At 34.6% G+C, this 20,187-nt stretch carries 17 protein-coding genes; 9 read left to right on the forward strand and 8 right to left on the reverse strand.

Annotated elements, in window-relative coordinates:
• Window positions 1-6: 6 nt before the first annotated feature.
• On the forward strand, window positions 7-1,893 hold the full coding sequence (locus tag ACO05K_RS07610) for an OmpA family protein (RefSeq protein ID WP_421943849.1): 1,887 nt from the start codon (window positions 7-9) through the stop codon (window positions 1,891-1,893).
• A 298-nt stretch (window positions 1,894-2,191) separates the two neighbouring features.
• Here ACO05K_RS07610 and ACO05K_RS07615 read toward each other — a convergent pair whose 3' ends face one another.
• The 3 genes from ACO05K_RS07615 to recQ form a co-directional block, all read right to left on the reverse strand.
• Complete coding sequence (locus tag ACO05K_RS07615) at window positions 2,192-2,908, reverse strand: YqjF family protein (protein WP_421943850.1); 717 nt, start codon at window positions 2,906-2,908, stop codon at window positions 2,192-2,194.
• A 1-nt stretch (window position 2,909) separates the two neighbouring features.
• Window positions 2,910-3,722 carry a 3-deoxy-8-phosphooctulonate synthase gene (kdsA, locus tag ACO05K_RS07620; RefSeq protein WP_421943851.1) on the reverse strand — a complete coding sequence of 271 codons (813 nt, stop codon included), beginning with the start codon at window positions 3,720-3,722 and terminating at the stop codon, window positions 2,910-2,912.
• A 109-nt stretch (window positions 3,723-3,831) separates the two neighbouring features.
• Window positions 3,832-6,024, reverse strand: coding sequence for a DNA helicase RecQ (gene recQ / locus ACO05K_RS07625; RefSeq protein WP_421946284.1), 2,193 nt, complete (start codon window positions 6,022-6,024; stop codon window positions 3,832-3,834).
• A gap of 91 nt (window positions 6,025-6,115) precedes the next feature.
• Here recQ and ACO05K_RS07630 point away from each other — a divergent pair, with 91 nt between their 5' ends.
• The gene (locus ACO05K_RS07630) at window positions 6,116-7,084 is read left to right on the forward strand and encodes a KpsF/GutQ family sugar-phosphate isomerase (protein WP_421943852.1); all 969 of its coding nucleotides are present in this window, start codon (window positions 6,116-6,118) and stop codon (window positions 7,082-7,084) included.
• 15 nt (window positions 7,085-7,099) lie between these two features.
• On the forward strand, window positions 7,100-8,191 hold the full coding sequence (locus ACO05K_RS07635) for a mannose-1-phosphate guanylyltransferase (RefSeq protein WP_421943853.1): 1,092 nt from the start codon (window positions 7,100-7,102) through the stop codon (window positions 8,189-8,191).
• Between the two features lie 81 nt (window positions 8,192-8,272).
• On the opposite strand, the gene rlmB is transcribed toward ACO05K_RS07635, so the two are convergent.
• Entirely contained in the window at window positions 8,273-9,037 is a 765-nt protein-coding gene (gene rlmB, locus ACO05K_RS07640; protein ID WP_421943854.1) for a 23S rRNA (guanosine(2251)-2'-O)-methyltransferase RlmB, read from the reverse strand.
• A 178-nt stretch (window positions 9,038-9,215) separates the two neighbouring features.
• Between rlmB and dnaB the strand changes: the two genes are divergently transcribed.
• The gene (gene dnaB / locus ACO05K_RS07645) at window positions 9,216-10,799 is read left to right on the forward strand and encodes a replicative DNA helicase (protein ID WP_421943855.1); all 1,584 of its coding nucleotides are present in this window, start codon (window positions 9,216-9,218) and stop codon (window positions 10,797-10,799) included.
• A 497-nt stretch (window positions 10,800-11,296) separates the two neighbouring features.
• Here the strand turns inward: dnaB and chrA are convergent, their stop codons facing one another.
• Together chrA and ACO05K_RS07655 are read right to left on the reverse strand one after the other, a co-directional pair.
• Window positions 11,297-12,514, reverse strand: a complete 1,218-nt coding sequence (chrA, locus tag ACO05K_RS07650; RefSeq protein ID WP_421943856.1) for a chromate efflux transporter — start codon at window positions 12,512-12,514, stop codon at window positions 11,297-11,299.
• A 28-nt stretch (window positions 12,515-12,542) separates the two neighbouring features.
• Entirely contained in the window at window positions 12,543-12,878 is a 336-nt protein-coding gene (locus tag ACO05K_RS07655) for a tetratricopeptide repeat protein (RefSeq protein ID WP_421943857.1), read from the reverse strand.
• 135 nt (window positions 12,879-13,013) lie between these two features.
• On the opposite strand from ACO05K_RS07655, the gene ACO05K_RS07660 reads away from it, so the two are divergent.
• The 5 genes from ACO05K_RS07660 to ACO05K_RS07680 all read left to right on the forward strand — a co-directional run bounded on the left by ACO05K_RS07660 (window position 13,014) and on the right by ACO05K_RS07680 (window position 18,166).
• Entirely contained in the window at window positions 13,014-13,751 is a 738-nt protein-coding gene (locus ACO05K_RS07660) for an electron transfer flavoprotein subunit beta/FixA family protein (RefSeq protein WP_290237929.1), read from the forward strand.
• A gap of 75 nt (window positions 13,752-13,826) precedes the next feature.
• Window positions 13,827-14,795, forward strand: a complete 969-nt coding sequence (locus ACO05K_RS07665; protein WP_421943858.1) for an electron transfer flavoprotein subunit alpha/FixB family protein — start codon at window positions 13,827-13,829, stop codon at window positions 14,793-14,795.
• Window positions 14,796-14,863: 68 nt separating this feature from the next.
• Window positions 14,864-15,478 (forward strand): bifunctional nuclease domain-containing protein, encoded by a 615-nt coding sequence (locus ACO05K_RS07670; RefSeq protein WP_421943859.1) that lies wholly within the window; start codon window positions 14,864-14,866, stop codon window positions 15,476-15,478.
• Window positions 15,479-15,631: 153 nt separating this feature from the next.
• On the forward strand, window positions 15,632-17,020 hold the full coding sequence (locus tag ACO05K_RS07675) for a nucleoside permease (protein ID WP_421943860.1): 1,389 nt from the start codon (window positions 15,632-15,634) through the stop codon (window positions 17,018-17,020).
• 21 nt (window positions 17,021-17,041) lie between these two features.
• Window positions 17,042-18,166 carry a DUF3667 domain-containing protein gene (locus ACO05K_RS07680; protein ID WP_421943861.1) on the forward strand — a complete coding sequence of 375 codons (1,125 nt, stop codon included), beginning with the start codon at window positions 17,042-17,044 and terminating at the stop codon, window positions 18,164-18,166.
• A 65-nt stretch (window positions 18,167-18,231) separates the two neighbouring features.
• Here the strand turns inward: ACO05K_RS07680 and ACO05K_RS07685 are convergent, their stop codons facing one another.
• Together ACO05K_RS07685 and ACO05K_RS07690 are read right to left on the reverse strand one after the other, a co-directional pair.
• Window positions 18,232-19,521 carry a citrate synthase gene (locus ACO05K_RS07685; protein WP_421943862.1) on the reverse strand — a complete coding sequence of 430 codons (1,290 nt, stop codon included), beginning with the start codon at window positions 19,519-19,521 and terminating at the stop codon, window positions 18,232-18,234.
• Between the two features lie 132 nt (window positions 19,522-19,653).
• Window positions 19,654-20,184, reverse strand: a complete 531-nt coding sequence (locus tag ACO05K_RS07690) for a DUF3347 domain-containing protein (protein WP_421943863.1) — start codon at window positions 20,182-20,184, stop codon at window positions 19,654-19,656.
• Window positions 20,185-20,187 lie beyond the last annotated feature (3 nt).

Raw genomic sequence — 20,187 nt, forward strand, 5'->3', positions numbered from 1 at the left:
AATGTAATGAAATACTGGTTTCTCTTATTCTTTAGCATATCGAGCACTTTTTGCTATGCTCAAGGTTCATCAAATAGAAAAGCGCAAACATTTTTCGAAAAGGCTGACCCATTTATACAAAAACAGGATTACTCATCAGCAGAAGCAGTTTTGAAAAATGCTGTAGAAGCCGATCCTCAGTTTCAAAATGCATACATTCTCCTTGCAGGCGTATCTAAAGTTCAAAAAAAATACAAAGATTCTAAATCAGCATACCAGAAAGCTTTATTAATTAATAAAAATGTTTCTCCAGAAGTAATTTATGGCTTAGCAGAAGTAGAATTTGCAACCCAGGAATATGATAAAGCTAAACACCATTTCAACGATTTTTTAGCTTTAGATGGTTCATCTGATAGAGCAAGGAAAGCAAAAAAATATTTATTGGATTGTGATTTTGCTAAGGTTGCCATTGCAAAACCTGTAAAATACAGCCCCATAAATCTTGGAAATGGCGTAAATACAACAGATGCGGAATATTTCCCTGCATTAACAGCAGATGGAGAAACCTTGATTTTTACTCGTCAGGTAAATGGAAATGAAGATTTCTGGACATCTCAGTTTAAAAATAACTCATGGAATTTAGCAACACCATTATCAACAAGGATAAATACAACTAAATATAATGAAGGTGCACAAACCATTTCGCCGGATGGAAAATACCTCTTTTTCACTGGATGTAATCGTCCTGATGGATTGGGAAGATGTGATATTTATGTTTCACACCGTGAAGGTAAAGATTGGGGCGAACCATATAATGTTGGTAAACCGGTAAACTCAGAATATTGGGAATCTCAGCCGGCAATTAGTCCTGATGGTAGAACATTGTATTTTATTAGCAATCGTCCGGGCGGTTCTGGCGGCTACGACATTTGGAAAAGCACCATCACTGAAGATGCAAAATGGGGACCTGCCATAAATCTAGGACCCGAAATCAATACTGCTTATGATGAAAACACTCCATTTCTTCATGCAGATGGAAAAACTTTATATTTTTCCTCAGATGGATGGCCTGGTTTTGGAAATAAGGATATTTATTATATTAGAATGGATGATAATGGCAAGTTTCAAAAGCCAATTAATCTAGGTTATCCTATAAATTCTTTTGAAGATGAAAGCGGTTTAATTGTTAGCGCTGATGGAAACTTCGGCATGTTTTCTTCTAATCTTAAGGATGGCTTTGGCGCACAGGATATTTACAGTTTTGGAATTCCTGAAAATGCTAAACCGTTAAAGGTTTCTTATGTAAAAGGAATTGTTAGAGATAAAGACAGTAAGAAAACTATCGAAAGTAATGTTCAGGTTATCGATTTAAAAACTAATAAAACGGTTTTTGATGATTACACCGACCCCGAAACTGGTCAGTTTTTAGCGGTTATGCCAATTGGAAGTGATTATTTATTCAATGTAAATGCTGAGGGTTATCTATTTTATTCGGAAAACTTTGAGCTGAAAGCGGGTAATATTACTAAGCCATATCAAATTGAAGTTTACATAGAGAAGATTAAGCAAGGCGGAAATGTCACTTTAAGAAATATATTTTTCGACACGAATAAGTACAATTTACTACCCGCATCCATTCGTGAGCTTGATTTGTTAATAGATTTCCTGAATCAGAACGCAAGTGTTAATATCGAAATTCAAGGGCATACTGATAATGTTGGTGATGCTAAATTGAATGAAAAATTATCTTTTAACCGAGCGAATGCAGTATATGAGTATTTATTGAAGAATGATATTGGTGCACAAAGATTAACCTTTAAAGGTTTTGGTGCAAGTAAACCTATCGCTGATAATAAAACTGAAATCGGAAGAAAAAACAACCGCAGAACTTCGTTTGTGATTACGAAGATTTAAACTCCCATTAACAAATTTGTCATTCTGAACACAGTGAAGAATCTCTAAGCGATGAAAAACTATCTTTAAATAAGATTCTATCCTCTTTTATTTAAACATTGTTGTGCTTGAAGATTTTTGAAAATTACAATCTAAAGTATTTTCGTTACTTCTTTTCTAAATCGAATTTCCATTGATTGAAAGAAACTCATTAGAAATAGTATTTAATAAAAGGAGATTGCTTCGTACCTCGCAATGACGAAGCAGCTATACAGACCGCATAAAAAATCACATGATATTAAATAGGGAGAGATAACACCTAAAATTTTTTCCCTTTCATAACCCTAATTTCAGAACCTTCTGCAAGCATAACCGAATCTGGTTTAGCATTATTTAAGAAAGCAAAATCACTTCCATAATTTACCCCGAAATCTACTTCAATTTTATAATCTTTAACCGGATAAGCTTCCCAACGGGGATGTTCTACACCATACTCTGAAGTTCTATTAGGCCCGATTTTGGTATAACCCCAATAATGTTCAGTAATAAATTCTTCTTCGCTGCCAATTGCAATCTCTTCAGCTTTTGATGATGCAGTAACAGAAAACTTATGCCAGGTTCTGTTTTTCCAAAGATAATCTACCTCAAGCTGATGCTCCTGCTCTATCCAAACATGCTTCATTGGCAGTGTTTGGTAATTCTCTTTGTAAATGGTATTTGCTACAAATGTTATTGCTGGTAATGGTACAATTTCTTTAACAAAAACAACTCCTCGTTTCCACTCATTACCATCTTTATACTTTACATAGAATCTGAGGTTTACTTCTTCAAAAGTTGTGTGATAAGGAATATTGAATCCACGCAGTTTCACATCAACAAACATAAACCCTACCAAACTCACATAGTATTTACCTTGCCAATCATCTAATTCAGTGTGTGGAGGCAAATATTTCGAAAGAATTTCCTTATCCACAGCATATTGAGCCAATGCAAGCTTTCGCCATTCTGCAGTAAGGAATACTTTTGAAGTTGACATATTACAGAATCGCTTGTCTGATGCGGATTAGTTTAGTAAGGGTTTCTTCTAACAAATCTAAATGCAACATATTAGCACCGTCAGATTTTGCATTTGCTGGGTCAGGATGCGTTTCAATGAACAATCCATCGGCACCAACTGCAATTGCAGCTTTCGCAATTGTAGAAATTAATTCCGGCTTTCCACCAGTTATACCACTACTTTGATTTGGTTGTTGTAAGGAGTGTGTACAATCCATCACAACCGGAACACCAAAACTTTGCATTTCAGGTAAGCCGCGGTAATCTACTATTAAATCCTGATAACCGAAAGTATTGCCTCTATCCGTTAAAATTACTTTATCGTTTCCGGCTTCTTTGATTTTTTCGACAGCGAATTTCATTGAACCAGCTGACAAAAATTGACCCTTTTTCACATTAACCACTTTACCTGTTTCTGCAGCCGCAATTAATAAATCTGTTTGGCGACAAAGAAAAGCTGGAATTTGTAAAACATCTACATAAGCGGCAGCCATTGCAGCTTCGTCACTTTCATGGATATCAGTTACAGTAGGAACGCCAAATTCGCGAGCCACCTTTTCTAAAATCTTTAATGCTTTTTCATCGCCAATTCCGGTAAAAGAACTTCCTTTACTCCTATTTGCTTTGCGGTAAGAGCCTTTGAAAATATATGGAATTTGAAGTTTATCTGTAATAGTGATAATTTTCTCTGCAATACGCATGGCAATATCTTCGCCTTCAATGGCACATGGACCAGCCATCAAAAAGAAATTTCCCGATTTGGTATTTTTTATATTATTTAAATAGTTAAGCATGTTATAGGTTATGAAAAATGGAGGATGGAAAATGTATGATGTGAGATGGAAAATGGGAAACGCGAATGAACAACATCATCCATTTCACATCTACCATCATCCATCACAGCTAGTTTCCTAGTTCCGACATAAATTTAATTCGCATTAATTGGATTTCTTCACGGGTATAATCCGTTTCACCAAGCTCGTTAAGTGCTTCATCAATCGAATCACTTTCTGCAGCTCTGAAATAGTCAAAAACCTCGTCCTGTCTATCATCATCAATCACTTCATCAATAAAATAATTTAGATTAAGTTTTGTACCTGAATTAACAATAGATTCGACCTCTTTTAAAATTTCTTCGTAGCTGATGCCTTTTGAATCCGCAATATCTTCTAAACCAATTTGTCTATCAATATTTTGAATGATGGACACTTTCATTTGTGATTTATTGGCTTGAGTTTTTATAATCAAATCAATTGGTCGTTCGATATCGTTATCCTCAACGTATTTTTTAATCAGCTCGATGAAAGGCGTACCAAATTTCATGGCTTTACCAGAACCAACTCCAGAAATTTGCTTCAATTCATCAGTAGTAATTGGGTAATGCGTACACATTTCTTCCAAAGATGGGTCTTGAAAAACTACAAACGGCGGAACACTTTTTTGCTTAGCAATTTTCTTGCGTAAATCTTTAAGCAATTGAAGTAAATGCGTATCTAAAGCACCAGAGCCTTGCTTTACATCATCATCGTCATCATCGCTACCTGTTTCAATTATAGGCTCATTTAAAATAAATTTCAAGCTGTAAGGGTTAACAATGAAGTCTTTTCCTTGCTTGGTTAATTTTAATAAGCCATAATTATCGATATCCTTAAAAAGGAAATTATTTAAAACCGCCTGGCGGATAACCGATTTCCAAAGCAATTCTCCATCTTGCTTGCCAATGCCAAATTGAGGTAATTTACTGTGTTCGTACGCGATGGTTTGAGCAGTTTCCAAACCAAGGAATACATTTAGCAAATGCGCATCATCAAACTTCTCTCCTTCTTTATCAATAAATTTTAACAAAGTTGATAATTGCTCTTCGGAATCAAATTGCTTCTTAGGTTTCTTGCAATTATCGCACATGCAATTGCAACCTGTTTCGTTAAAGTTTTCACCGAAATAATGAAGAATCTGCTTCCTGCGGCAAACGCCTGATTCAGCATAATCGATTACTTCTTTTAATATCTGCGTACCAATTTCGCGTTCTGAAACTGGTTTATCCTTCATAAACTTAGCAAGCTTATCTACATCTTTTTGAGCATAAAAAGCAATACAAACACCCTCGCCACCATCACGACCAGCTCTACCAGTTTCCTGATAATAGCCTTCCATACTTTTAGGTACATCGTGGTGAATTACAAACCGAACATCAGGTTTGTCGATACCCATTCCAAAAGCAATTGTTGCCACAATAACTTCGGCATCTTCCATCAAAAATTTATCCTGAGTTTCGGCTCTAACTTTAGGTTCTAAACCAGCGTGATATGGTAAAGCACTGATGCCATTCAAGTTTAAGGCTTCGGCAACTTCCTCTACCTTTTTACGACTTAAACAATAAATTATACCTGATTTACCCGGATTAGATTTAATGTATTTTATAATTTCCTTCGTAATATCCCTTTTAGGGCGGATTTCATAAAATAAATTCGGTCTGTTAAATGATGATTTGAAAAGCGTAGCCTCTGTCATTCCAAGATTTTTCATAATATCTTGCTGAACTTTTGGCGTAGCGGTTGCCGTTAAAGCAATAATTGGGATGTTATTTCCTAAACCAGCAATAACCTGCTTAATTTTTCGGTATTCCGGCCTAAAATCGTGCCCCCATTCTGAGATACAGTGTGCCTCATCAACAGCAACGAAAGAAATTTTAATCAGATTTAAAAACTCAATATTATCTTGCTTCGCCAAAGATTCGGGTGCAACATAAAGTAATTTAGTCTGCCCGCTTAAAAGGTCAGATTTTACTTGAGTAATTTCGGATTTGTTTAGGGATGAATTTAGAAAATGAGCAATACTATCATTTCCACCAAATGCTCTTAATTGGTCAACCTGGTTTTTCATTAATGCAATTAGTGGAGAAATCACAATAGCGGTTCCTTCACTCATTAAAGCAGGTAATTGATAGCAAATAGACTTCCCTCCACCCGTTGGCATAATAACAAAAGTGTTATTGCCTTCTAAAATATTTGTAATGATCGATTCCTGATCACCTTTGAAATTATCAAACCCAAAAAAATTCTGTAGGTTATCAAATAACGACTTTTTCACGTCCATTTTGTGTAATAAAATATGCGATGCTATTTTTCTATCCAAAATAACATAATTTTACAAGAATTTCAATTATTAACAAACAATTTTTTTCTCTTTGAAAAGTAAAAAGTCTACGATAGAATCGGCAAGAAGCACCCTTAAGTTAGAAGCTGAGGCAATTTTAAATGTTGCAAAAAACTTAGACAGCAGTTTTGAAAACGTTGTAACTAATATTTTAGATTGCAAAGGACGTGTAATCATCACAGGAATAGGCAAAAGCGCAATCATTGCACAAAAAATTGTTGCAACCTTTAACTCAACCGGAACGCCAGCAATATTTATGCATGCTGCAGATGCCATTCATGGAGATTTAGGAATGATTCAGGTTGATGATATTATAATTTGTATATCGAAAAGTGGTAATACACCCGAAATAAAAGTTCTAGCTCCATTATTAAAAAGCGCAGGAAATATTTTAATTGGAATGGTTGGAGAGCTTAATTCATTTTTAGCTCAACAGGCCGATTTGATTTTAAATACTTCTGTAGAGAAAGAAGCTTGTCCGCATAATTTAGCTCCAACAACAAGCACCACAGCACAATTAGTTATGGGTGATGCTTTGGCTATTTGCCTTTTAGAGCATCGGGAATTTAATGAGCAAGATTTTGCAAAATATCATCCAGGAGGTTCTTTGGGTAAAAAACTTTATTTAAAAGCTAAAGATTTAGCTTTAACTAATGAAAAACCATCTATTTCACCAGAAGCATCAGTTAAGCAAGTTTTAATCGAAATTAGCAAAAACCGTTTGGGTGCAGTTGCTGTTGTTGATGTAGATAATAATTTACTGGGCGTTATTACCGATGGTGATATCAGGCGTATGTTGGAAAACAATGTAGATATTGCAACATTAAATGCAAAAGACATAATGGGCAAAAACCCAAAAGTTATTGATTGTGATGCACTTGCCGTTGATGCTTTAGATATTATCAAAAAAAATAACATTACGCAGTTAATTGTTTTAGAACAAAATGCCTACTTTGGCATTATTCACTTACACGATTTGTTGAACGAAGGAATTGTGTAATTTTTAAATCATCAAATGAATAAAAATTATTACGTACTCATAATGGCTGGCGGTGTCGGAAGTCGTTTCTGGCCAGTTAGCAGAACTCAACACCCTAAACAATTTATCGATTTTTTTGGAATAGGAAAAACGCTTATACAAAGTACATATGAAAGGTTTTTAAAAATATGTCCACCTGAAAATATTTTTATCGTTTCTAATGAGATTTATACAGATTTAATTAAAGAGCAACTTCCGGATTTATCTGAAAACCAGATAATGGCAGAGCCTTTATTAAGAAATACGGCTCCATGTGTTGCTTACGGATGTTTAAAAATTTCGGAATTAAATCCTAATGCAACCATTGTTGTAACACCTTCAGATCATACTATTGCAGATTTACCAGCATTTACGGAAACTATTCAGCAATCTTTAAATGCAGCATCAGAAAATGATTGTTTAATAACATTGGGTATAAAACCAAATAGACCTGATACTGGTTATGGCTATATACAGCATACTGACCATGTTTTAAGTACCGATAGAGATTTGCACAAGGTCAAAACCTTTACCGAAAAACCTAATTTAGAACTTGCAAAATCTTTTATCCAAAGTGGAGATTTTCTATGGAATGCAGGTATTTTTATTTGGTCTGCAAAAACCATCTTAAAAGCTTTCAACAAGCATTTACCAGATATGTATGAGATATTTAATGCAGGCAAATCTGAATTAAATACTCCGAGCGAAAAAGCTTTTATTAATAATGCTTATCTGCAATGCACAAATATCTCAATAGATTTTGGTGTAATGGAAAAGGCTGATAACGTTTATGTACTACCTGCCGATTTTGGATGGTCTGACTTAGGAACTTGGGCATCTATATACGAAATGGCTGAAAAGGATTATGTAGGTAATGCCGTAATTCCATCAGAGCAAGTTGTAATGTTCGATTCATCTAATTGTATGGTTAATGTACCGAAGGATAAACTCGTTATTTTGAACGGCTTACACGATTATATTGTTGTGGAAAGTAACAACACTTTAATGATTTGTCCACGAGATGAAGAGCAGAAAGTAAAAGAATTTGTTGCCGAAGTAAAATCAAGATTCGGCAATAAATACATTTAATCTTAAATAAGCCACAGATTTACAGATTCTATTTAAGATAATCTGTAAATCTGTGGCTTTATTATTTAAGTAGGTCTTTAATTAAACTCTTTGTCTTACAGCTTCGTATAAAATTACTCCGGCAGCAACAGAAACGTTTAAAGATTCAATTTTACCAGCCATAGGGATTTTTGCAAGATGATCTGCAACACGTAATAAATCGTTTGAAATACCTTCATCTTCTGAGCCCATTACAATTACAGTTGGCATTGTATAATCTGGATTATAAATTAAATCATTCGTTTTTTCAGTACAGGCTACAATTTGCAATCCACTATCTTGTAAAAACAAACAAGTTTTATGCAGATTGGCGTGTCTGCAAATTGGAATGTTAAACAATGCACCGGCAGATGTTTTAATCGCATCAGCGTTTATTTGCGCCGCATTTTTCAAAGGAACAACAATTGCATGTACACCAACACAAGATGCTGTACGGGCAATTGCACCCATATTTCTTACATCTGTAACACTATCCAAAATTAAAATCAGCGGCACCTCTCCTTTTTCAAAAATTGCCGGAATAATATCTTCAATGTTTTGATAAGTTATCGGTGAGATCACAGCAATAACACCTTGATGATTTTTCTGAGACATCCTGTTCAATTTCTCAATCGGAACAGAATTTAAAGGAATTAGTGTTCCAGATAATAATGCTTTTAATTCAAGAAATAAATCGCCACCTAAACCTCTTTGCACATAAATTGTTTCAATATCTCTACCGGCTTTAATTGCTTCAATTACGGCTCTGATACCAAATACAAATTCATTATTTTCCTTTACGCGTTGCGGTCTTCTAAAATTATCCATTATTTAAAATTGTTGCACAAAAGTAACCCAAATAATTTTCCTTATCCACATTTTGTTGTTTAAAAAATATTTAGAGTTTAAAATCGTCCAAAAAAATAAATTATTTAGATGTCAGTTTGTTAGCAACTCCTAATAACTTCTTAAAACAAGAGCTTAAACTTTTAACTACTTTTGTATTATGAGTATCGATAACGAACAAGGCGGAAAAAATAGTATATCAGCACGAAAAGCACGGTTAAGCACAACTGTAAGTACTGCAGGTAAACTGCCACCACAAGCATTAGATTTAGAGGAAGCGGTTTTAGGAGCATTAATGCTAGAAAAGGATGCGCTTTCGGCTGTAATCGATATTTTAAAACCAGAAGTTTTTTATCACGAAGCACACCAAAAGATTTTTGCGGCAATACACATGCTGTTCGAAAAATCGAAACCAGTGGATATTTTAACCGTTACATCCGAACTACGCCAAATGGGAACTTTGGAAATGGTTGGTGGCGCTTATTATATTACAAACCTTACCAATCGTGTAGCTTCTGCAGCCAACATAGAGTTCCATGCTAGGATTATTTCGCAGAAGTACATTCAGCGTGAGTTGATTAGAATTTCTACAGATATTATTACAAACGCTTACGAAGACACAACCGATATTTTCGATTTGTTAGACCATGCAGAGAAAGGTTTATTTGATATTGCCCAAAACAATTTACGTAGAGATACGCAAAAAATGGACGATATTATTAAACAATCTTTAGCTACGCTCGAAGAATTAAGAACCAAAACCGATGGTTTAACTGGTGTACCAACTGGTTTTACAGGTTTAGATAGAATTACAGGAGGTTGGCAAAAACAAGATTTAGTAATTATTGCTGCTCGTCCGGCGATGGGAAAAACAGCCTTCGTATTAACCTGTGCCAGAAATGCAACGGTAGATTTCCAAAAGCCAACGGTTGTATTCTCATTAGAGATGTCGTCTGTTCAGTTGGTGAATCGTTTAATTTCTGGTGAAGCAGAGATTGAACAGGAAAAAATCAGAAAAGGTAATTTACAAGAATGGGAATGGCAACAACTTCACAGTAAGATTGGCAGATTAACTGAGGCTCCCCTACTTATTGATGATACCCCGGCTTTAAACATTTTTGAATTTAGAGCAAAATGCCGAAGACTAAAATCCCAATACGATATTCAACTAGTAATTGTCGATTACTTGCAGTTAATGCATGGTAAAGGCGAAGGTGGCAAAGGTGGCGGTAACCGTGAGCAAGAAATTGGTAGTATTTCAAGGGCTTTAAAATCGGTGGCTAAAGAGTTAGATGTTCCGGTTTTGGCACTTTCACAGCTAAGTCGTGCGGTAGAAAGCAGACCAGGTTTGCAAGGTAAAAGGCCAATGTTATCCGATTTACGTGAATCTGGTTCGATTGAGCAGGATGCCGATATGGTTTTATTCCTTTATCGCCCTGAATATTATGGTATTACCGAAGATGAGCAAGGACGTTCGCAAGCAGGCATTGGTGAGGTAATTATTGCAAAACACCGTAACGGTGAAACCGGAATTGTACCGCTTAGATTCGTTGGTAAATTTGTTAAGTTTACTGATTTGGAAGAAGATTTTACAGCGCCTTCTCTAGGTTCTGGTGATTCAAGCGCAGGGATGTTACCATCTGCTTCATTTGATAATTTCAATAATCCAAGACCTCAGGGAAATACGATAATTATGCCATCAAGAGGAAACGATATGCACGATGATGATGATCCACCGTTTTAAAAGGCTAAAAATAATTAAGAGAGATATTTTAATATCTCTTTTTTTATGTTTAATTATTTGAAAATGAAAGTGCAGTTGTTCTTTTGTAAAACCCGCCCTGCTGTACATTATAGCCCTGTTATTGGTTTGTGGTTTTTGAAAACTCCTGCAACAGGGGCTGTCATTTCCATCAGGTTTATACAAATTAGGGCTGTGAAATTATTTGAGTTTCTTGCGTTTCAATTGTGTTAGTTTTTTTTGCGCTTCGTCATTGCGAGGCACGAAGCAATCCTACAACTATGGGTTTTGTTAACTAACGCTTTAAGGTTGCTTCGTGCCTCGCAATGACGTGTTGGCTGTGAATGCTTTAAAAAGCTACTGATATTTATAGCAACCGACCTAATTTTATAAACCTGACATTGCGGATACCGGCCTTGAGCCTAAGGCCTGCAGGCGTATGAGCAAATGGCAGGACGAACATTTAATAGTTGCACTGCCACTGCTTTTCAAAAAAATAATTAGAAAAGATAACCTACCAATATTCCGGCTAAAACAATTAATGGTGTACTTATTTTAGTGAAATTGAGCACTAAAAAAGTGATTATCATAATCGCGATAAATAACCAGTTAAAGCCCATTGGCAGCAATAGAAGAATAAAGGCAGCGAATATAAAGCCTACACTTACGGCATTAATGCCAGATAAACTATGCCGTATTCTCGATATTTTCTTTAAATCATCCCAGAACGGAACGATAAATAACACTAAAATTAAACCTGGTAAATTTATTCCGATTACCCCAATGACTCCACCCAAAATTTGCCCACCAATGCCATAACCGAAATTCCGCATACTTAAAGCACCTAAATAGCTGGTGAAAGAAAACGTTGGTCCGGGTAATGCCTGTTGCAATGCAAAACCCGATAAAAAACCCGGCGCTTGCAGGTAATGCTTCATTTCTACAAACTCGGTAAACATCAACGGTACTAAAACCTGTCCGCCACCAAAAACCAAAATACCATTACGGTAAAAGTTTTCTAATAAACGTATTGGCAAACTAAACGGCGATGTTCGGTTTATAATTGCACCAACCAACGCGAACAAAAGCAGTGCACCCAGAAAGTAAATTAACTTACGCGGATTAAGATTCGAAAAAAGTTTAACACGAAGGTCTGTTTCTTCTTTAGGTGTTTCGATTGCTGAAGAAATTATGCCACCAATTAAAATCGCAAGCGGAAAAACATAAGCATTTTTTAAAACCAAGGTTGCCACAACTGCCGCAAAAGATAAGAAAATAGAAACTTGGCTAGTAAGTACTTTTTTACCCAATTTAAACGCTCCGTAGGCAACAATTCCTAATGCAATTGGCTGTATGTATTCTAAAACATCAGCAAACTTTCGCTGCTGATCCAACATTGCATAACTTATTGCGGCAAATGTCATTATTGCCGCTGTTGGTAAAATCCAGATTAAGAAAGTTATGATTGCAAGTTTAATTTTTCCAACTTTCCAGGCTATACCTACAAGTGTTTGTGTAGAAGCCGGACCAGGTAAAACCTGAGCTAGAGCATTTAATTCCAACAATTCTTCTTCGGTAATAAACTTTGTGTTGTGAACAAAGTATTTTAACAGCAATGCTAAATGAGCAGATGCACCACCAAAAGAGGTAAATGTAAAAAAGATAACGTTGCGTAAAAAAAGCAGTTGTTTCTTTGCCGAAATTGGCTTTGTTTCCATTTAAAAATTAAAAAACTTTATTTTAAAATTAATCATCTTCATAATCTAAACCAGCAGCAGAGTTATAAGCACCCTGCAACTCAGAAAATGCATGCATATCTCGTTTGTTTCTTGCCACAACCATACCTTTTTGATAAATTTCTATAGCTTTTTCCGTTTGTGCATCTTTCTCTAATAATTTACCTAAATGATAGTAAGTACCCACATAATCAGGATGTTTTTCAGTTAGTTGAAGGTAAAAAGCGTAAGCCTTTTCTTTATCATTTTGATTGTTATACTCTGTGGCTAAGGCATATAGAATAAACGGATCATTAGGTTCATTTTCTAAAAACTCTAATAACTTTACTAAACGGGTAGATGACATTTTATTTCCTTGCTTTTTTAATTAAATTTGCAGAAAGACCTTATATATAAATCTAAATAATTATGAATTTTCAGATTGGTAAAAATTTATAACCTATCTTGAAAATTTCATAATACTAAAACCAATTTTATACATATGAAAATACTAGTTTGTATCAGTAACGTGCCCGACACAACGACAAAAATAACCTTTACCAACGATAATACCGAATTCAATACTGCAGGTGTGCAATATATTGTTAATCCGTATGATGAAATTGCTTTAGCAAGAGCGATTGAATTAACTGAAGGTGGTAAAGGAACAACTACTGTAATTAATGTTGGCGAAGCAGCAACCGACCCAACCATTAGAAAAGCTTTGGCTATTGGTGCTGATGATGCTGTACGTGTTAACGCAGCACCTCGTGATGCTTATTTTGTTGCTAAACAAATTGCAGAATACGCAAAAGACAAAGATTTCGATATTATTTTAACCGGACGTGAGTCTATTGATTACAATGGTAACCAGGTAGCAGCAATGGTTGGTGAATTTTTAGATATCCCATCAATCTCTATCATTAAAAAATTAGATGCTGATGGAACGAGCGCAACTATTGAACGTGAAATTGAAGGTGGTAAAGAAGTTTTAACCGTATCTGGTAAATTTGTTGCTAGCTGTGCCGAAGGTGTTGCAGAACCAAAAATCCCGAATATGCGTGGCATTATGAGCGCAAGAACTAAACCATTAAATGTTGTAGAAGCTGTTTCTATTGAGGAAGTAACTAAAGTTGCTAAATACGAAACACCTGCTCCTCGTGGCGCAGTTAAATTAATTCCGGCAGAGCAAACGGCAGAACTAATTAATCTTTTACATAGCGAAGCTAAAGTAATCTAATTAGCCACCATCAACTTTAATCAAATTAAATAATAAGTTAAACAATCCTTTAAAAAGGATTTCAGAAATAAATATATGTCAGTATTAGTATATGTAGAACAAGCTGAAGGGAAATTTAAAAAATCAGTATTCGAAGCTGTTTCTTATGCCAAAGCGATTGCTAACCAACAATCAACCAATTTAACCGCAATTTCAATCGGCGACGTAGCCGAAAGCGAGTTAAAAGAACTTGGTAAATATGGCGCAGAAAAAGTTTTAAATGTTAGTGCAGAACAATTAAAAACATTTGTAAATCAAGCTTATGCAAGCGTTATTGCAAGCGCAGCTGAAAAAGAAGGTGCCGATGTTGTTGTACTATCTAACTCTTTCTCGGGTAAAGGTTTAGCTCCTCGTATTTCTGTTAAATTAAAAGCAGGCTTAGCAGATGGTGCTGTAGAATTACCTAGCACAGATGGAAAATTCTCAATTAAGAAAACTGCTTTTTCTGGTAAAGCTTTTGCAATTACCGAATTAACTTCAGCAAATAAAGTTATTGCTTTAAATCCGAATGCTTTTGGTGTTAAAGAAAATGCAACTGATGCAGCTATTGAAAACTTTAGCGCTGATGTTAAACAATCAGACTTAGGTACTGTTATTAAAGATATTGTTAGAGCAACAGATAAAGTTTCTTTACCAGATGCTGAATTAGTAGTTTCTGCTGGTAGAGGTTTAAAAGGTCCTGAAAACTGGGGAATGATTGAAGAGTTAGCAAACCTTTTAGGTGCTGCTACAGCTTGTTCAAAACCAGTTTCTGATGCAGATTGGAGACCACACTCAGAGCACGTTGGGCAAACAGGTATTGCGATTAGCCCAAATTTGTATATCGCAATTGGTATTTCAGGTGCTATTCAGCATTTAGCTGGTGTAAGTTCATCAAAAGTAATTGTTGTAATTAATAAAGACCCTGAAGCACCATTCTTTAAAGTTGCAGACTACGGTATTGTTGGCGATGCTTTCGAAGTTGTTCCTAAATTAATTGAAGCTTTAAAGGCGCATAAAGCATAATTTGTCATCCTGAGCCTGTAGAAATTGGTTGAATAATTTTTAACAGGCTCAACATGACATCAGCAAATATGAAGAAAGTAAAATTAGATATTGTAGGGTTATCTTACAGCCAGACTCAATCTGGTGCTTATGCTTTAGTTTTGGGCGAAGTAAATGGTCGTAGGCGTTTACCTATTATTATAGGCGCTTTTGAGGCTCAGGCAATTGCTATTGAAATCGAAAAAATGACTCCAAGCAGGCCATTAACTCATGATTTATTTAAATCGATGGCCGAAACCTTTCATATCAATGTTCAGGAAATTATAATTTATAATTTAGTTGATGGCGTTTTTTATGCAAAGTTAATTTGTAGCGATGGTAAAAATACTCATGAAATTGATGCGAGAACATCTGATGCAATTGCATTAGCTGTTAGATTCAACGCGATGATTTACACCTACGAATTCATTCTTGCATCTGCCGGAATTGTTATCGAGGGAAATGATTTTCTGTTTCTCGAAAACATGGATAGCCTTGCTAAAGAACCTGATGCAGATACAATACCAACATCAACAAGCCAGCAAGGTTATACAGATTTAACAGTTGAGGAATTGCAGCAAAAACTGCAGGAAGCCATTGCCGATGAAGCATATGAAAAAGCCGCACGTTTACGCGATGAATTAAATAAACGAGGTACTTCTTAATTTTAAGAATATAATTAATATAAATTTTCTTTAAATAATCGAATAGGATTAAATGAACCCAAATTGTTTAAAATAATTTGGGTTCATTTTTAAATTATGTTTTAAAATAGTTCTATATTCAGCTTTTACTTTCAAAAATCAAACAAAACAATTATGATGAATGTTAAGTTTCGCTTAACTATAATGAGTTTCATGCAGTTTTTTGTGTGGGCTGCCTGGTTAATTACCATAGCAAATTATTGGTTTGGAACAAAGCAATGGGATGGTGCAGATTTTGGAATCATCTTTTCTACAATGGGCATTGCATCCTTATTTATGCCAACCCTTACTGGTATATTAGCTGATAAATGGATAAATGCAGAAAGGTTATATGCAATTTTACACATACTATATGCTGCAACTATGTTTTATTTGCCGCAGGTTGAAAACCCTCATAGTTTCTTTTGGGTAATGCTTGTAGCAATGTGTTTTTATATGCCAACAATAGCACTAAGTAATTCGATCAGTTACACTACTCTTAAAAATGGAAATTATGATGTAGTAAAAAGCTTCCCTCCAATTCGTGTGTGGGGAACTGTTGGTTTTATTGTTGCCATGTGGATTACCAATTTAACAGGCAATAAAGCAAGTGCAAATCAATTCTACATAGCTGGTATTAGTGCCTTAGCATTAGGTTTTTATTCTTTTACTTTACCAGCATGTAAACCCTCAAATTTAATAAGCGAGAAAACTTCATTCATACAAAAACTTGGCTTAGAATCTTTTAAACTTTTTGCCGATTACAAAATGGCTTTGTTTTTCGTTTTCTCTATGTTTTTGGGAGCAGCTTTGCAATTAACTAATGCTTATGGAGATGTTTTCTTGGATGAATTTAAGCTATTCCCAGTTTTTGCAGATTCATTTGTAATTAAGTATTCGACTATCATTTTATCCATATCACAAATTTCTGAAACCTTATTTATTCTAGCTATTCCTTTCTTTTTGAAAAAATTTGGAATAAAATGGGTTATCGTAATTGCAATGTTTGCGTGGGTATTAAGATTTGGACTATTTGCTTATGGCGACCCTTCATCAAATTTATGGATGATTATCGTATCGTGTATTGTTTATGGAATGGCTTTCGATTTTTTCAATATTTCAGGTTCATTATTTGTAGAAACCTCTACAACACCGAAAACCCGTTCTTCTGCGCAAGGCTTATTTATGATGATGACAAATGGATTCGGAGCTGTATTTGGTAGTTTAGTATCTGGTTTAATGATAAATAAATATTTCACAACCTATTATACTTCAATCGATTCTTTATCTAAATATGTTAAAAGTGAAGCTGATAACACACATTTACTTAAATTCTTACAAAACAAAGGAATTAGCGTATTAGAGAATGGAAATTTGAGCAGACCTTTAGATGTTAAGGATTGGCATAACATATGGCTGACTTTTACTATTTATGTGTTAGTTATAGCTGTTGTTTTTGTTCTAGTTTTTAAACACAAACACACTAAAGCAGAAGAAAAAGCTATAGAAGCAATAAGTCACTAATTTAATTTTCGAAATCCCCTTATGTCAGCTGGTAAGTACAGAAAAGAACACAATTGCTTAAACTGTGGTTCTCATGTAGAATCGCATTATTGTAGTAGTTGTGGTCAACCTAATTTAGAATTGAAGGAAAGTTTTTGGGGCTTTATAAGCCATAGTATTGCACATTATTTTCACTTTGATAATAAATTCTTTCAAACGCTTGTTCCACTTTTAACCAAACCCGGACAAGTAACGCTAGATTATCTTGCAGGAAAAAGAGCAAGATATATCAATCCGGTTAGCATGTACATTTTTGTTTCCATTGTTTACTTTTTGGTCGCCTATTCTCCAGATCATAAACGTAAAAGCAAGGAACACGAAGGTAATGCACCATCTAAAGTTGAAACAAAAAAAGTGCTGGATAGCGCTGATAAGGAGTTGACTGAAATGGGACTAGCTAAAGCAAGTCCAAAACTTTTTAACCACGCTAAAAAGCAAATTTTAGAAGAACTGGATAAGGAGGCTTTTAAGAAACTTAGCTTAAAGGAACAGAATTCTACACTGGTTGAGCTTAGAAAACAAAATAAAGCCAATGAATCAGATTCTTTAACTGATATAATTAAGGAATATAATGCTATTCATGTTAAACGTAATGATAGCACTTTTCAAGCATACCTATCACGCCAGCAAACTTTACCAATTACGCAACGAGATAATTTTTTCAAAAGGATGATGAAAAAAAGATCGATAACTATTGGTGAAAAATCAGAAATTATAGAAGAAACTTTAGAACACAACAGACCAAAACAATACTTTTTATTAATGCCTTTATTAGCATTATTTATCATGTGGAATTTTAGGAAAAATCATATCTATTACCTTGACCACTTGATTTTTACAATACACGGAATGACTGCTTACTTCGTTGTATCTATTTTAACAAAACCATTAATTAAATATGTCTTTGGTGCAAATTCAGTAATGTCTACAATTATTGAGATTGGATTATATGTTTGGATTTGCTGGTATATGTTTAATGCTTTGAAGGTATTTTACCAGAGAAAAAAGGTTATTGGCAAAATGTTTATGATTTTTATACTTTACGCCATAGCACTTGCACTTACTGAAATGGTTATGTTAAACTTAATTTACTACGTAGCAACATAATTTTAAAAAAATAAAACATAAAAAAACCAGGTTTTTTCAAACCTGGTTTTTTTATGTGAATTAATTTACTTTCTATCTTTAATGCTAACGAAAGCTCGGTCTGTTTCGCCAACGTAAATTTGACGAGGACGGCCGATTGGCTCTTTATTTTCGTGCATTTCTTTCCATTGAGCAATCCATCCTGGTAAGCGACCTAATGCAAACAATACAGTAAACATTTCTGATGGGAAACCTAATGCTCTGTAAATAATACCTGAATAAAAATCTACGTTTGGATATAATTTTCTATCGATGAAGTATTGATCTGTTAAAGCCGCTTCTTCTAATTTTTTAGCAATTTCTAAAATCGGATCATCAATACCTAAATTCTCTAAAATGTCATCGCAAGCTTTTTTAATGATTTTAGCACGTGGATCGAAGTTTTTGTAAACTCTGTGTCCAAATCCCATCATACGGAAAGGATCGTTTTTATCTTTTGCTTTAGCAATCCATTTTTCTGTATCGCCACCATCTGCTTTAATAAGTTCAAGCATATCAATTACGGCTTGGTTTGCACCGCCATGTAACGGACCCCAAAGTGCTGCAATTCCTGCAGCAATTGAAGCATATAAATTACAATCAGATGAGCCTACAATACGAACTGTTGAAGCTGAACAATTTTGCTCGTGATCGGCATGTAGAATCAGCAATTTGTTCATTGCATTAACTACAATCGGATTTACATCATAATCTTCAGTACGTTGTCCAAATGTCATCCAAAGGAAATTGGTAACATAATCGTATTTATTTTTTGGATAAATAAGCGGATGACCTAATGATTTTTTATAAATGAATGAAACTACTGTAGGTAACTTAGCCAATAACTTAATAATTGTTAAGTTTTGCTCTTCAGCAGTTTGATTTGGCTTTAAACACTCTGGATAAAATGTTGATAAAGAAAAGATTAAAGAACCTAACTGACCCATTGGGTGAGATTTTGACGGATAACCATCAAAAAACTTCTTCATATCTTCGTGAATCAGTGTATGCTTACTAATTTCACCTTGAAAATCATCAAGCTGTGCTTGAGTTGGCAATTCACCATACACAATTAAATAAGAAACTTCTAAGAAACTAGATTTTTCAGCAAGTTCTTCTATTGAGTATCCTCTGTATTTTAAAATACCTTTTTCACCATCTAAGAATGTTATTTTACTTTTTGTTGAACCAGTATTTTTAAAACCTGTATCTAAAGTTACAAAACCGGTTAAATCCCTTAGCTTAGAAATATCAATAGCCTTTTCGTCTTCTGTTCCTGTTATTACCGGCAATTCAATTGTCTTACCGTCAACTTTAATCTCTGCAATATCTGACATATTATTGTGTTGTGTTTATAGCTTTCTAATTTATATAAAATTAATATACATGCATAGCAAATCTGTTAAATTAATATGAAATATTAGTCAGTATGACGTAACAATCATGATTAGAAAAACAGTTTTACTACATTATATTTTCTTGATTTCTTCAGTTACTCTGCCACATTCTAGCATTTCACTTCCATAATAAGGATTTTTGATTTCTTTTTCTGTTGATAACCAATCTCCTCCATCGCCTTTGTTTGCCATAGGGCAATGTTGCACATAAATTACACCGCTTTTAATTGGTGATGATTTTATAAATGCAATTAAATCCATGCTTAGTGCTGTAAAATCTTTGCGCTGAAAAGCAAGGTTATTGGTACTTGAGATTTTCTGTGCGATAATTGCAGTAGTTTCACAACCTTCGTAATCGGCCAAACTTTTTTGCAAAGCAGAAGCTAGTTTCTGTGCTTCAGCAGAATCTGATTCTACAAGTGCGTTTTTTAATTGAACATAATCTGCAAATATTTTTGCTTTCTTTTCATCTTCAATAACTACCGTACTCATTTTATCTGATGTTTTGATTGTGGTCGAATCTGTTTTTTCATCAGATTTTTTCTCTGCTTGATTGCAGGCCATAAGAACTGTTAATATCGCTATTCCGAATATTTTTTTCATTGT

The organism is Pedobacter sp., assembly GCF_965227205.1.
Lineage (GTDB): Bacteria > Bacteroidota > Bacteroidia > Sphingobacteriales > Sphingobacteriaceae > Pedobacter.